12 protein-coding genes and 1 other RNA gene are annotated in these 12,983 nt (G+C 70.8%); 2 read left to right on the top strand and 11 right to left on the bottom strand.

Annotated elements, in window-relative coordinates; all coding sequences use genetic code 11:
• Window positions 1–3: 3 nt before the first annotated feature.
• The 3 genes from fdxA to boxC are packed head-to-tail and all read right to left on the bottom strand — an operon-like array spanning window position 4 to window position 3,726.
• A complete protein-coding gene (fdxA, locus tag IEX42_RS17010) occupies window positions 4–333 on the bottom strand; it encodes a ferredoxin (protein ID WP_188781283.1) in 330 nt (109 codons plus the stop codon).
• A gap of 31 nt (window positions 334–364) precedes the next feature.
• On the bottom strand, window positions 365–2,002 hold the full coding sequence (locus IEX42_RS17005; RefSeq protein WP_229661012.1) for a benzoate-CoA ligase family protein: 1,638 nt from the start codon (window positions 2,000–2,002) through the stop codon (window positions 365–367).
• Window positions 1,999–3,726: a 2,3-epoxybenzoyl-CoA dihydrolase gene (gene boxC, locus IEX42_RS17000; protein ID WP_188781282.1), complete on the bottom strand. Its 1,728-nt coding sequence runs from the start codon at window positions 3,724–3,726 to the stop codon at window positions 1,999–2,001. Before boxC ends, IEX42_RS17005 begins: the two co-directional genes overlap by 4 nt.
• Before the next feature lie 127 nt (window positions 3,727–3,853).
• On the opposite strand from boxC, the gene IEX42_RS16995 reads away from it, so the two are divergent.
• Complete coding sequence (locus tag IEX42_RS16995; protein WP_229661011.1) at window positions 3,854–4,723, top strand: PaaX family transcriptional regulator; 870 nt, start codon at window positions 3,854–3,856, stop codon at window positions 4,721–4,723.
• A 137-nt stretch (window positions 4,724–4,860) separates the two neighbouring features.
• On the opposite strand, the gene IEX42_RS16990 is transcribed toward IEX42_RS16995, so the two are convergent.
• From IEX42_RS16990 to ftsE, 8 genes are all read right to left on the bottom strand, one after another.
• On the bottom strand, window positions 4,861–5,427 hold the full coding sequence (locus tag IEX42_RS16990; protein ID WP_188781281.1) for a GNAT family N-acetyltransferase: 567 nt from the start codon (window positions 5,425–5,427) through the stop codon (window positions 4,861–4,863).
• Complete coding sequence (boxB, locus tag IEX42_RS16985; protein ID WP_188781280.1) at window positions 5,427–6,908, bottom strand: benzoyl-CoA 2,3-epoxidase subunit BoxB; 1,482 nt, start codon at window positions 6,906–6,908, stop codon at window positions 5,427–5,429. Before boxB ends, IEX42_RS16990 begins: the two co-directional genes overlap by 1 nt.
• A gap of 148 nt (window positions 6,909–7,056) precedes the next feature.
• Window positions 7,057–7,426: a transfer-messenger RNA gene (ssrA, locus tag IEX42_RS16980) on the bottom strand.
• A 266-nt stretch (window positions 7,427–7,692) separates the two neighbouring features.
• Window positions 7,693–8,592: an amidohydrolase family protein gene (locus tag IEX42_RS16975; protein ID WP_188781279.1), complete on the bottom strand. Its 900-nt coding sequence runs from the start codon at window positions 8,590–8,592 to the stop codon at window positions 7,693–7,695.
• Between the two features lie 3 nt (window positions 8,593–8,595).
• On the bottom strand, window positions 8,596–9,072 hold the full coding sequence (smpB, locus tag IEX42_RS16970) for an SsrA-binding protein SmpB (RefSeq protein ID WP_188781278.1): 477 nt from the start codon (window positions 9,070–9,072) through the stop codon (window positions 8,596–8,598).
• A 24-nt stretch (window positions 9,073–9,096) separates the two neighbouring features.
• A complete protein-coding gene (locus tag IEX42_RS16965; RefSeq protein WP_188781277.1) occupies window positions 9,097–10,419 on the bottom strand; it encodes a peptidoglycan DD-metalloendopeptidase family protein in 1,323 nt (440 codons plus the stop codon).
• A gap of 58 nt (window positions 10,420–10,477) precedes the next feature.
• Window positions 10,478–11,398 carry a permease-like cell division protein FtsX gene (ftsX, locus tag IEX42_RS16960; protein WP_188781276.1) on the bottom strand — a complete coding sequence of 307 codons (921 nt, stop codon included), beginning with the start codon at window positions 11,396–11,398 and terminating at the stop codon, window positions 10,478–10,480.
• A gap of 46 nt (window positions 11,399–11,444) precedes the next feature.
• On the bottom strand, window positions 11,445–12,134 hold the full coding sequence (ftsE, locus tag IEX42_RS16955) for a cell division ATP-binding protein FtsE (protein WP_188781275.1): 690 nt from the start codon (window positions 12,132–12,134) through the stop codon (window positions 11,445–11,447).
• A gap of 180 nt (window positions 12,135–12,314) precedes the next feature.
• Here ftsE and IEX42_RS16950 point away from each other — a divergent pair, with 180 nt between their 5' ends.
• Complete coding sequence (locus IEX42_RS16950) at window positions 12,315–12,974, top strand: hypothetical protein (protein WP_188781274.1); 660 nt, start codon at window positions 12,315–12,317, stop codon at window positions 12,972–12,974.
• Window positions 12,975–12,983 lie beyond the last annotated feature (9 nt).

The raw sequence follows: 12,983 nt of genomic DNA, 5'->3' as shown, positions 1-12,983 counted from the left end.
GAGTCACCAGCCGATCACCAGCGGGGTGTCAGTCTCCAGGTCACCCACCTTGGCCGCGCCGCCGGGGTCCCCGAGCGGCTCCTCACGTCCCTCGAGCGTGACCGTGAAGAAGGCCGCGTTGTCGCCGATGAACTGCTCGTCCTCGTCCTCTAGCCGGCGGTCCTGGGCGATCGCCTCGACCGGGCACACGGGCTCGCACGCACCGCAGTCGATGCACTCGCGCGGGTTGATGTAGCTCTTGCGGCTGCCCTCGTAGATGCAGTCCACGGGGCACTCGTCGACGCACGCCTTGTCGTTGACGTCGATGCAGGCGCTGGCGATCACGTACGGCACGGGGCCTCCTTCTCGTTGGTGGTGCGGGACCTCAGGTGGTGGCGCCGGCGACGTCGGCGGCGGGTACGGACGCCTCGTCCTCCGGGACGCGCCCCTCGACCAGCAGGGCGCGCACCTTGAAACGCTGCAGCTTGCCGGTCGCTGTCTTGGGCAGCTCCTCGACGAACACCACCTGGCGCGGCGCCTTGAAGTGCGCGAGCCCCTGGCGGCACCACGCCACCAGCTCGGCCGCCGTCACGCCCTCGGCCACCACCACGGCGACCGGCTTGTCCAGCCCGTCGTCGTCGGCGACCCCGACCACGGCCGCCTCGCGCACGCCCGCGTGCTCGAGCAGCCGGCTCTCGACCTCGGCCGGGGAGACCCAGATGCCGCCAGCCTTCAACATGTCCGAGTTGCGGCCCAGGCAGCGGTGGTAGCCCTCGGCGTCGCGCACGTAGGTGTCGCCCGTGGAGAGCCAGGCGCCCTGGAAGACCTGCCGGCTGGCGTCGGCGCGACGCCAGTAGCCGAGCGCGTTGGAGTCGCCGCGGACGAAGAGCGCACCCGGCTCGTCGACGTCGGCGACGGTGCCGTCGGCACGTCGTACCTCCAGGTCGTAGCCGGGGACGGCGCGACCGGTCGTGCCTGGGCGGATGTCGTCCGGCGCGTTCGACAAGAAGATGTGCAGGGCCTCGGTGGACCCGATGCCGTCGAGGATCTCCACGCCGAACCGCTCGGTGAACCGGCGCTGCAGCGGTGCCGGCAGCGGCTCGCCGGCCGAGGCGCACAGGCGTACCGACGCGAACGCGTCGGCGGGGATGTCGCTGGCGACGAGCGCGGCGTAGAAGGTCGGCACGCCGAAGAACAGCGTCGGCCGCTGCTCGGCCAGCCGCTCGTGGACCACCGCGGGTGTCGGCCGCCGCGGCTCCAGCACGGTCGTCGCGCCCACCGAGAGCGGGAAGAACAGCGAGTTGCCGATGCCGTACGCGAAGAACAGCTTCGCCACGGAGTACGTCGTGTCCTCCGGCGTGATGCCGAGGACCTGGTGGGCGTAGGTCTCGCAGACGGTGCGGATGCTGGCGTGCCGGTGCATCGCGGCCTTGGGCGACCCGGTCGTGCCCGAGGTGTAGAGCCAGAGCGCCCACGAGTCGGTCCCGGTCGGCGCGAGCCCTGCCGTGCCCGGGTCGTCGGCGAGCGCGTTCCCACCCAGCGCCAGCAGGTCGCTCCACGTGTGCAGCTCCCGGCCGCCGGTGGTGGCGAGCGGGCCCGCGTCCCCGACGGCGACGACGTGCTCGACCTCGGGCGCCGCCTGCAGCGCGACCGCGACCACGTCGGCGAACTCCTCGGTGCACACGACGACTCGCGCCCCGGAGTCGGACATCAGGCTGCCGAGCTCCGGACCGGTGAACATGGTCGAGACCGGCACGGCCACCAACCCGGCGTGGAACGCCGCCAGGATCGAGGCCAGCATCGGGACCTCGTCGCTGGCGACCAGCAGGACGCGGTCGTCGCGGCGCAGACCGAGGGCGCGGTAGGCCGCGGCCACCCGCAGCACGAGCGCGCTCAGCTCGGCGTACGTCGTCTCCCCCGCGGCGGTACGCACCGCGACGTGCTCGCCGCGCCCCTCGTCGAGGCGGCTGTGCAGGAGGTACTGCGCGGCGTTGAACTCGGGCTCGGCCATCGCGGTGCTCACACCCGCCGGTGGTCGTAGCTGCCGCGCTGTCCGGAGCCGTAGCGTCTCAGCGCCCCGTCCGGGCCGGAGGCGTTGGGCCGGTTGAAGATCCAGTTCTGCCAGGCGGTGAGCCGACCGAAGATCTTGGTCTCGACCGTCTCCGGCCCGACGAAGCGGTGGTTGGCCTCCATGCCGGTCAGCGCGTCGGGTGAGAGCGAGGCCCGCTCCTCGAGCACGATCCGCAGCTCGTCCTCGAAGTCGATGTCGTCCAGCGCCATCGTCACCAGGCCGACCTCCTCGGCGGCCACGGCCTCCACCGGCTCGCCGAGGTGCTGCCGGGCCGACTCGAGCTGATCCTCCTGGCCCCAGAACCGGCTGGCCAGCCGGGAGAGCCCGTTGCCCATCGGGTAGGTGCCGTCGTTGGACGCGGTGAGAGTGAGCGCGGCGGGCGTGGCGTCGGGGTCGACGTCCTCGTAGACCCCGTCCAGCATGTACTGCCGGTCGCAGGCCAGGCTCACCTCGAGCAGCACGCCGACGAGGCACGACCCGGGCTCGATCACGCTGATCAGGCTGCGGCTGGTCACGTCGAGACGCTTGAGCACCCGGGCGAGGTAGGCACGGACCTCCTCGAGGTACCAGTGGCCGCCGTCGCGCAGCTGCTCGTCGTAGCCGAGGACGAGGTCGCTCTCGCCCCGGGTGCGGAACACCCAGGTGCCGAGGTCGGGCTCGTTGGTGCGCAGCCGGAGCACCAGGTCGTCCAGGGCACGGGCGAGCGCCATCGGCCAGTAGTCGACACCCTGGGCGAGCGCAGCGGCCGCGTCCTGGGGAGCGGCCTGGTCGGGTCCGACGACGGTGATGTCGACGCTGCGACCGGTCTCGGACGTCCGCGCCTCGAGGTACGGGTAGCGGATGGTGCCGTCCTCGACGCTCACCTCGAGCGGGATCAGCTCGACGCCGCGCTCCCCCGACCGGGTGGAGCGCGCGACCGCCGCGGCGGCGTGCCCGGCGACCCTCTCCTCCCACTCGCGCATCGGGTACGTCGCGTCGACCAGACCCCACTCGACGGCGGTCTCGCCGCGGTACCCCTCGGACTTGGTGGCGAACAGGTCGGCGCGGTCCTTGCGCACGTGCCGCTTGTCGACGACACGCGTCAGCCCGCCGGTCCCCGGCAGCACCCCGAGCAGCGGGACCTCGGGGAGCGACACGGTCGACGAGCCGTCGTCGAGGAGGATGATCTCCTCGCAGGCCAGCGCCATCTCGTACCCGCCGCCGGCGGCCGTGCCGTTGAGCGCCGCGATCCAGGTCTGGCCGTGGGCGGTGGCGTCCTCGATGCCGTTGCGGGTCTCGTTGGTGAACTTGCAGAAGTTTACCTTCCAGGTGTGGCTGGACCGCGCGAGCATCCGGATGTTGGCACCCGCGCAGAACATCCGCTCCAGGCCGCCGGTCATGACGACCGCCTTGACCTCGGGGTGCTCGAAACGCAGGCGCTGGGTCAGGTCGTACAGCTCGATGTCGACGCCGAGGTCGTACGAGTTCATCTTCAGCTCGTAGCCGGGCACCAGGCCCCCCGCCTCGTCGACGGTCAGCGTCACCGTGGCCACCTCACCGTCGATCTCGAGGGTCCAGTGCCGGTACCGGTCCGGCGAGGTCGCGAAGTCGACGACAGGGACCTCGGCCCCGCTCGCAGCGCCCGTGGACCCGTCGGCGCCCTGCTCGGTCTGCTCCTCGTCACGCACTGCGGTCATCGGGGGTGCTCGCCTCCTGCGTCGGGAACCGTGACGCATAACACTCTACGTTGTCGTCGTGATCCGTCAACACGATGTGGAACTTAAGTCGTCGTACCCTCTGCGTGTCCACGAAACGAGGCGGAGCGTGACCCAGAGCGAGACCGAGGCCGGGACCGGGCCGCTGACCAGGCGCCGGGAGATCGGCTCCGAGAGCGCGCGGTCGCTGCTGCTCACCGTGCTCGGCGAGTTCGTGCTGCCGCGCGGCGAGCCGGTGTGGACCTCGACGATCCTCGACGCCCTCGCCCTGCTCGAGGTCGAGCAGCGCGCGGCCCGGCAGGCACTGGCGCGTACCGGCGCCGAGGGGCTGCTCGACTCCGCCCGGCACGGTCGTCGTACCTCCTGGTCGCTGACGGCACAGGGCCGAGAGCTGCTGACCGAGGGGACGTCGCGGATCTACGGCTTCATGCGCGAGCCGCGCGCGTGGGACGGGCGCTGGCTGGTGCTGACGGTCTCGATCCCGGAGTCCCAGCGCAAGCTGCGCCACCGGCTGCGGACGCGGCTGACCTGGCTCGGCCTCGGCTCGCCGTCCTCGGGCCTGTGGGTGACACCGGACGCCGAGCAGTCCGAGGCGGTTGCCGAGGTGGTCGCCTCGCTCGGTCTCGTCGAGCAGTCCTTCGCCTGGCTCGGCCCGACCTCGGGGGTCGGCGACGAGGCCCGGCTCGTCGGCGCGGCCTGGGACCTGGCCGACGTCGAGAAGCGCTACCTGGAGTTCCTCGACACCTTCGAGGTACGAGACACCACCTCGCCCGCCGACGCCCTCGCCGCCCAGGTGGCGCTGGTGCAGGACTGGCGACGGTTCCCCTTCCTGGACCCCGCGCTGCCCCACGAGCTCCTCGACCACGACTGGCCCGGCCCGCGCGCCGCCGAGCTGTTCCACTCCCGCCACGCCGCGTGGCACGAGCCCGCGCAGCACGAGTGGGCCCGGATGCAGGCCGAGGCCGACGCGCGCACCTGAGCGCACCGAGGAGGTCGAGCAGCGAGCGCCAGCGAGCGCGTCGAGACCCGGCAAGCGACCACTCACCCCCGCCAGTGCCGGTGGTCTCGACGTCCTCCCTCGCTAGCGCTCGGTCGGGCTCGACCACCTCATCTCGCTCAGTACTGGTGCTCGTCCACGTCGACGTAGCCGCCCTGCTCCTCGTGGCCGGGCGCACGCGACGATCCGCTGCCGCCGGAGGCGGCGCGCGAGGGCTGCGGGCGGGCCGGTGTACTCGCGCTCGCGGGCCGCTCACGCCCACCGCCGGCACCGACGCGCTTGCGCAGGTCCTCGCTCGTGGAGCCGCGGAAGCCACGCACCACGAGCCAGTCGTGCACCCGGTCGGCGTCGGCGTGCTCGCGGATCCGGTTGTGGACGTAGTTGAGGTCGCGGGCGGCGGCCTCGTCCTCGAGGCGGGCGAGGACGAAGCTGCCCACCCCCTTCTCCTGCCCGGCGGGATCGACGGCGAGCAGGATCTCGGCGTCGCCGCCCCAAGTGACGTCGAGCCGGCCGTACCCCAGGACGGTGCCGTCGGCGCCTGCGTCGCGGGCCGACCACCACTCCCCCGGCAGCGGGTCCCCGTCGGCGAAGGGCAGCACGAATGCGCCCTCTGGCGCGCCGCCGATCACGCGCCGCTTGTCGGCGTCCCAGACCGGGTCGTCCTCGCGCACCCAGGCGAGAGCCATCAGGCCAGGCCCTCCTCGGCGAGGTGGACGTAGTCGAACTCGACCGGCTGGTCGTTGATGCCGGTCTTGGGCGGCGCGATCCAGGCGGCGAACTTGCCGTACTCGTACTCCGGCACCATCAGGTCCGCGACCGCCCGGCGGCTCTCCTCCGAGGGCAGCCACTCGTCGACTGACGCGGCCCACTCGTCCTCGCTCAGCACCCGGCCGTCGGGGCTGATCCTGTGCGCGGCGTACGTCCCCACCTTGCGGTTGAAGCCCTCGTGCGGGAGGACCAGCCGCTCCTCGAGCCCGGCGTCCTCGAGCTCCTGGTTCCACCGGCGTACGCCGTTCTCGCAGTCGGCGACGTACTCGTCGCGGAGGTCGAGGTTGAGGGCGCTGAGCATCGGCACCTCCTTCTCGACGATCTGCCCGTCGACGACGTGACGCATCGTGCGGGTGTCGTCGAGCAGGACGTGGTCGTCCTTGCGCCGGGTCTCCTGCCAGCGGCCCTTGAGCCCGGAGGAGTAGTAGTTGCCGGCGTTGGTGGACTGCTCGGAGCCGAAGAGGTCCATCGAGACCGAGAACTGGAAGTTGAGGTACTGCTGGATCACCTGCAGCGGGATCACTCCGTCCTCGAACCTCGCCGGACCGCCCTTCGCCTTCATCACCTCGGCGGTGCGCTCCACGGTGCGCTGCACGCCGGTGGTGCCCACGAACATGTGGTGGGCCTCCTCCTTGAGCATGAACTCGCAGGTGCGCCCGAGCGGGTCGAACGCGGACTCCTTGAGCGTGCCGAGCTGGTACTTCCCGTCGCGGTCGGTGAAGTAGGTGAACATGAAGAACTGCAGCCAGTCGGTGGTCTCCTCGTTGAAGGCACCGAGGATCCGCGGGGCGTCGAGGTCGCCGGAGTTGCGCTTGAGCAGCTGCTCAGCCTCCTGACGCCCCTCGCGGCCGAAGTACGCGTGCAGCAGGTAGACCATCGCCCACAGGTGGCGGCCCTCCTCCACGTTGACCTGGAACAGGTTGCGCATGTCGTAGATGCTCGGCGCCGTCGCGCCGAGGACCCGCTGCTGCTCGACGGAAGCCGGCTCGGTGTCGCCCTGGATGACGATCAGGCGCATCAGGTCGGCGCGGTGCTCGCCGGGCACCTCCTGCCAGACCGGCTCGCCCTTGTGCTTGCCGAAGCTGATCGTCTTGTCCGGGTCCTGCTCGGCCAGGAAGATGCCCCAGCGGTACTCCTCCATCGGCACGTGGTCGAAGTGCGCCCACCCGTCGCGGCCCACGGCGATCGCCGTACGCAGGTAGACGTTCTCGGTCGGCAGCTGCGGCCCGAGGTCGCGCCACCAGTCGAGGAACTTCGGCTGCCAGCCCTCCAGCGCGCGTTGCAGGCGCCGGTCCTCGTTGAGGTTGACGTTGTTGGGGATCCGCTCCGAGTAGTCGATCGTGCTCAGCGGCCCGGTCGGCTCCGGTGCCGCACCGGTGCGGTCGTCAGTGGTCGTCATCGCAGGGTCTCCTCGTCAGGGATGGACCCTTACGTTCTACACGTGGCCGACGCATTTGCCAAGCAACTGTCACATGTCGGCCCTGGCGCCCGACAGACGACGACCGGCCCACCTGCTCAAAGCAGGTGGGCCGGTCGTGAGCGGTGCACGGTGGAGCTGGCGGGAATCGAACCCGCGTCCTCGAGCGCCGACCCAGGTCTTCTACGGGTGTAGTTCGTGAGATCGCTTTTCTCGGCCCCGGCGCTGCCACGAACAGCTCGCCGACGGGCCCAGTCGGGAAAGAGTCCCGATCACCCCTCCCGACGGGGAGTGACCAGCAAGTCTCCTAGATGAGGCCAGGGTCCGGGACGGAGACGGATGCCCGGTCTGACCCTTCGATCACTGCTCAGGCAGCGAGAGCGAAGTCAGTGCGCTTGGAGTTGGCACTTGTGGTTTCCAGCGAACGTTTACGAGATGACGCTGGCTTCTCGACCCGCTTCTCCTGGGACTAGCGTCCCCAGTCGAAACCAATCAGCCCCTCTTGAGTTGTGCGTTCCAGGGTACGCCACAGCACCGACGCAGGCCCGCGTGTTCCCCGGAGCCGGCACGGTCTCGACACGCTCGCCGGCTGCTCGACCACCATGCGAACGGCGGACGCTGCCGGTGCGGGGGTCTCGACGTCCTCGCTCGCTGCGCTCGCATCGGGCTCGACCACCGCAGGTGGTCGAGCAGCGACGAGCGCCAGCGAGGAGCGCGTCGAGACCCGGTGAGACTCACGCCCGGCCGGAACGCCGCGGGTCGAGACCTACTCCCCCAGTAGGCGCCGGGGCGTGCGCCAGCAGACGTCGCGCAGCCAGTCGTCGTCGAGGCGCGGCTCGCGCTCGCGCAGCCGGGTGAGCACCTCGAGCTGGTGGGCGTAGGGGTACGGGATGGTCGGGAAGTCGCTGCCCAGCAGCACCTTCGGGCCGAGATCCACCAGTCGGGGCAGCAGGTCGTCCGGGAACGGCGCGCTCTCCCCCATCTGGGAGAAGAACTCGGTCCACACCATCGTCGTGTCCAGGTGGGTGCGTTCGTACGTCTCCGCGAGCGTGAGGAAGTCGGCGTACTCCGGCGCGCCCATGTGCGCGACGACGACCGTGAGTCGAGGGTGCCGCTGCAGCACACGTGCCAGCGGAGCAGGGCCGGTGTGCTCGTTGGGCACCGGCCCGGAGCCGGCGTGGATGACCACCGGAGTGCCCGCGTCCGCCAGCGCGCCCCAGGCCGGGTCGAGCAGCGGGTCGTCGAGCTCGAACTCGCCGACCTGCACGTGCACCTTCCAGACCTCAGCCCCGGCGGCGATCGTCTCGGGGACGTACGTCGCCGCCTCCGGCTCGGGGTAGAGCGTCGCCGACCACAGCGCTTCGGGAACCTCCGCGGCGAAGTCGCGGGCCCAGTCGTTGAGGAACGTCGCCACGCCCGGCTTGTGGGCGTACGGCAGCGTGCCGAAGCGACGCACCCCGAGCCCGCGAAGCTGCGCGACCCGCTCGTCGTACGACCCTCGGTAGCGGATCGGCCACGGGCGGCCGATCTTCGGGCCGGCGTCGTCGAACACCTTCCACACCGCCGCCTGGATGCGCGGCGGCAGGAAGTGGACGTGGACGTCGTACAGGCCCGGGATGCCGAGCTCGCGCCAGAACGCGGGAACGTCGTCGTCGGACCAGGGCACGACTCAGCCCATGCCCTTCAGCTGGCGGCCGAGCGCCTCCTGCTTCTCACGGTTGGCCTGCTTCTCGGCGAGCGACCGACGCTTGTCGTAGGTCTTCTTGCCGCGCGCGAGCGCGATCTCGACCTTGGCCTTGCCGTCCTTGAAGTAGAGCGCGAGGGGGACGAGCGTGTAGCCGCGCTCGTTGACACGGGTGTCGATCCGGTCGATCTCGGCGCGGTTCAGCAGCATCTTGCGGACCCGGCGGGGCTGGTGGTTGGTCCAGGTCCCCTCGGTGTACTCCGGGATGTGCACGCCGTGCAGGAACGCCTCGCCCCTGTCGATCTCGCCGAACCCGTCGGTCAGGGTCGCGCGGCCCGCGCGCAGCGACTTCACCTCGGTGCCGACGAGCACCAGGCCCGCCTCGAAGACGTCGTCGATGTGGTAGTCGTGACGCGCCTTGCGGTTCTGCGCGATCAGCTTCCGCCCGACTTCCCTGGCCACGGGACCAGTGTCCCAGAGCGGCGGCTACATCCAGTCCAGCGGGTTCTTCGGGACGCCGTCGACCATGACCGTGAAGTGCAGGTGGCAGCCGGTGGACCACCCGGTGGTGCCGGAGTAGCCGACGATCTCGCCGCGGCTCACCCGGTCGCCGACGCCGACCCGGTAGCCGGGGGCGTGGTTGTAGATGACCACGACGTTGTGGCCCCGTACCTGACCGAGGTCGATCAGCAGACGGTTGCCCCACGCCGACTGGTAGTACTTCTCGATCACCTTGCCGTTGCCGACCGCCTTCATCGGCGTGCCGCAGGGCGCGTGGAAGTCCGTGCCGTTGTGCAGGCTGTAGTAGCCGTAGATCGGGTGCACCCGGTAACCGAAGGGTGAGGTCACGTAGCCCGAGACCGGCCGCAGCAGCGGACCGCTGCCGTTGCTGCTGCTCGAGCCGCCACCCTGACCGCTTGTCGACGCCCGGGCCGCGGCCGCCTTGGCGGCGGCCGCCCGCTTCTTCAGCTGCGCCGAGATCCGGGCGTCCTCGGCGTTGAGCGAGCTGAGCTGCGCCTGGTCGGAGGCCTTGGCCTTGTCGGCGGCCTGCTGGGCGGTCGTACGCTGCCCGACCAGCGCGGCCACCGACGCCTCGGCCGTACGCGCCTGGCCCTCGAGGCGCGCCATCTCGGTGAGGTTCGCCGCGGCGGCCTCGCGCTTGGCGCGCACCTGCTCCTGGGCCTTCGTGAGCGCGTCCTTCTTGCGGTCCAGCTGCGACTGCAGGGCCTTCATCTTGTCCAGCAGGGTGTTCTGCTCGGTCATCATGTTGTCGACGGCCTGCATCCCGGTCGGGAGCGTGGCCGGGTCCTGCGAGCGCAGCATCGTGGAGAGCCCGACGAGCTGGGGCGAGGTCTGGTGCAGGTTGGCGGCGGCCTGGCGCCCGATGTCGCGACGCTGCTCCTCGACCACCTCCTTCTGGCGCGCCAGCTCGGCCTTCGCCTTGGTGACGGCAGCCTCGGCCTGGGTGAGCTGGGTCTGCAGGGCCGCGTCGAGCTGCTGGGCCTCGGCGAGCTTGGCGCGGCTGGTCGCCAGTGCGCCCTGGGCGGCGTCGAGCTTGGCCTGGGCGGCGCTCAGCGCGCGGTGGGCGCGTACGGAGGCGGCGGAGGTGTCCTCGAGATCGGACTCGGCGGCCTTGATCTGGCTGCGTACCTTGCCGTGCTTGTCCTTCAGGTCGTCGGCGCGCGCGGCAGGGGTGCCGGAGGGCAGACCGGTCGCGACGGAGCCGGCGGTCAGGGCCAGCAGTGCGGAGGCGACGAGCGCCCGGTGGCGCAGGTGGGCAGGACGGAAGGGCACGGGGAAGTGAGCCACAGGTGTTGCCTTTGTTCGCAAGGGGGAAGGTGAACCCCTCGACGGTAAACCCGGGCGGTCAGACTTTGAGGTATTTGCGCGTGAGCACGAGTGTCGGGATCAAGGTGAGCACGATGCCGAGGACGGCGATCAGCCCGATCGCCTGCCCCGCGTCGGCCCAGCCGATCCAGGCCACCACCTCGGAGTTCTCCCGCAGCAGCCGGTAGACCACGAGGTAGGTGAACAGGGCGATTGCCACCCCCGACAGCGCGACACCGACCAGGGCGGCCACGAGCGTCTCCATCAGGAACGGCAGCTGGATGTAGAGCGAGCTGGCACCGACCAGCCGCATGATGCCGATCTCGCGGCGCCGGGCGAACGCGGTCAGCCGGATCGTGTTGCCGATCTCGAGCACGGCCGCGATCAGCAGGAACACCGCGATCCCGATCGCGCCCCACTTCATCGCCGAGAGGAAGGCGTAGATCGGCGAGAGGATCTGGTGCAGGTCCTGGACGGAGTCCACCCCCTGCAGCCCGCGTACGGCACCCTCGACGCCCTGGTACTTCTGCGGGTCCTTGAGCGTGACGCGGTACGCGGTGTTCATGTCCTCGACCTTGACCGCGGAGTACAGGTCCTGACGGCTGGAGTCCTGGGACTTCGCGAGCTCCTGGAGCGCGGCGTACTCGGTCTTCTTGCTGCGGTAGTCGGTCGAGCGGACCTCGGGGTGCGTCTTCAGCGTATCCTCGATCGTCGACCGCTGCGCGCCGGTGACCTCCCCACCCGCACAGTTGGCCGACTTGGAGATGTCGTTGCACATGTAGACCGTGATCTGCAGGCGGCTGCCCCACCGCTGCTCGGCCTTGTCGGCCTGGGTGTTGAGCAGCAGGCCCATGCCCACCAGGGTGAGGGAGACGAACATCGTCACCACCAGTGCGACGGTCATCGAGACGTTGCGTCGCAGACCGGTGCCGGTCTCGGAGAACACGTACCTGAGTCGCATGAGCGGTCCTTGCTGGGGGGCGGGGAAGTGCGGTCGGGGAGCCCGGCTAGTGCTGGTAGCCGTAGCCGCCGCGGGCCTGGTCGCGGGTGACCCGGCCCTGGTCGAGCTCGATGACGCGCTTGCGCATCTGGTCGACGATGCCTGCGTCGTGGGTGGCCATGACGACCGTCGTTCCGGTGCGGTTGATCCGGTCGAGGAGCTTCATGATCCCGACCGAGGTGTTCGGGTCGAGGTTGCCGGTGGGCTCGTCGGCGATGAGGATCATCGGCCGGTTCACGAATGCCCTGGCGATGGCGACCCGCTGCTGCTCACCACCGGAGAGCTGGTCGGGCATGCGCTGCCCCTTGCCCTCCAGCCCGACGAGCTCGAGGGTCTCGGGCACGGCGCGGTTGATGGTGCCGCGCGGCTTGCCGATCACCTGGAGGGTGAACGCGACGTTCTCCGCGACGGTCTTGTTCGGCAGCAGCCGGAAGTCCTGGAAGACGGTGCCGATGTCGCGCCGCAGCGAGGGGATCTTCCAGCTGGCCAGCCGGTTGATCTCCTTGCCGGCGACGTAGACGCGGCCCTGGGTGGGACGGTTCTCGCGCAGCACCAGCCGCAGGAACGTCGACTTGCCGGAGCCGGAGGCACCGACCAGGAAGACGAACTCGCCCTTGTCGATGTCGACGTTGACGTCCTCCAGCGCAGCGCGCTGCTGCTGGGCGTAGACCGAGGTGACGTTCTCGAATCGGATCACGGTGAGGGGCGGCCGGCGGTCGGGGTCTCGTGGTGCCCCGTCGATGATCGGGCACGTCCGGCCGCGCCCACTCTAGGAGAGCGGCCAAGGCTCCCCCCGCACCGCTGCTTCCCGCGCGTTTCGCGTCGTACGACCACGAGCCGTCGGCGTCGTGACCGGCCACGCCCTAGGGTGGTCGCCGTGCTTCTCCCCCGCCGCCGTACGACGTCCGCCCGCGCGGCTGCGGTGCTGCTGAGTGCCGTGGCGGCGCTCACCGCGTGCAGCGGCGAGGCTCCCCCCACGTCGCAGGCCACCGCCCCGCCGACCCCCATCGCGCGGCTCAACACGGACGCGATGCGTCTGGTGCGGATCGAGTTCTGCTCGCTGCTGCCCTCCTCCGCCGTGAAGACGGCGCTCGACGGCCGCCGGGGCTCCGGCGAGCGCTGGCGCAGCGGCCAGGAGGTCGCCGTCTCCGGTGACGCCGGCTCCGGCGAGGCGGACGCGGCGGGCAAGGACGTCGTGCACGAGAACGGCTGCCGCTGGTCCGCCGACGGCTACTCGGCCGCCGCCTGGCTGTTCGCCGACCCGGTCACGACCGCCCAGGCGCGAGAGGTGATGCGGGCCGCCGGCCGCCAGAAGGGCTGCACGGTCGCCCCCGGGCCGGACTTCGGCAACCCCTCGCAGCTCCAGTCCTGCCGTCTCGAGGACGGCTCGCTGCGCGAGCGCTACGCCGGCCTGTTCGACGACACCTGGCTCACCTGCGAGGTCCAGGGACCGTCCGGGTCGACGAAGAGCGCCGTCCGCTCCCGGGCGGCGGCCTGGTGCGTCCAGGTCGCGAACGCGACGAACACGACGCGCTGAGGCGACCGG

This window comes from Marmoricola endophyticus (assembly GCF_014644415.1).
Lineage (GTDB): Bacteria > Actinomycetota > Actinomycetes > Propionibacteriales > Nocardioidaceae > Marmoricola > Marmoricola endophyticus.
The sequence above is the reverse complement of the archived record's forward strand: the minus strand, read 5'-3'. Positions and strand labels throughout refer to the sequence as shown.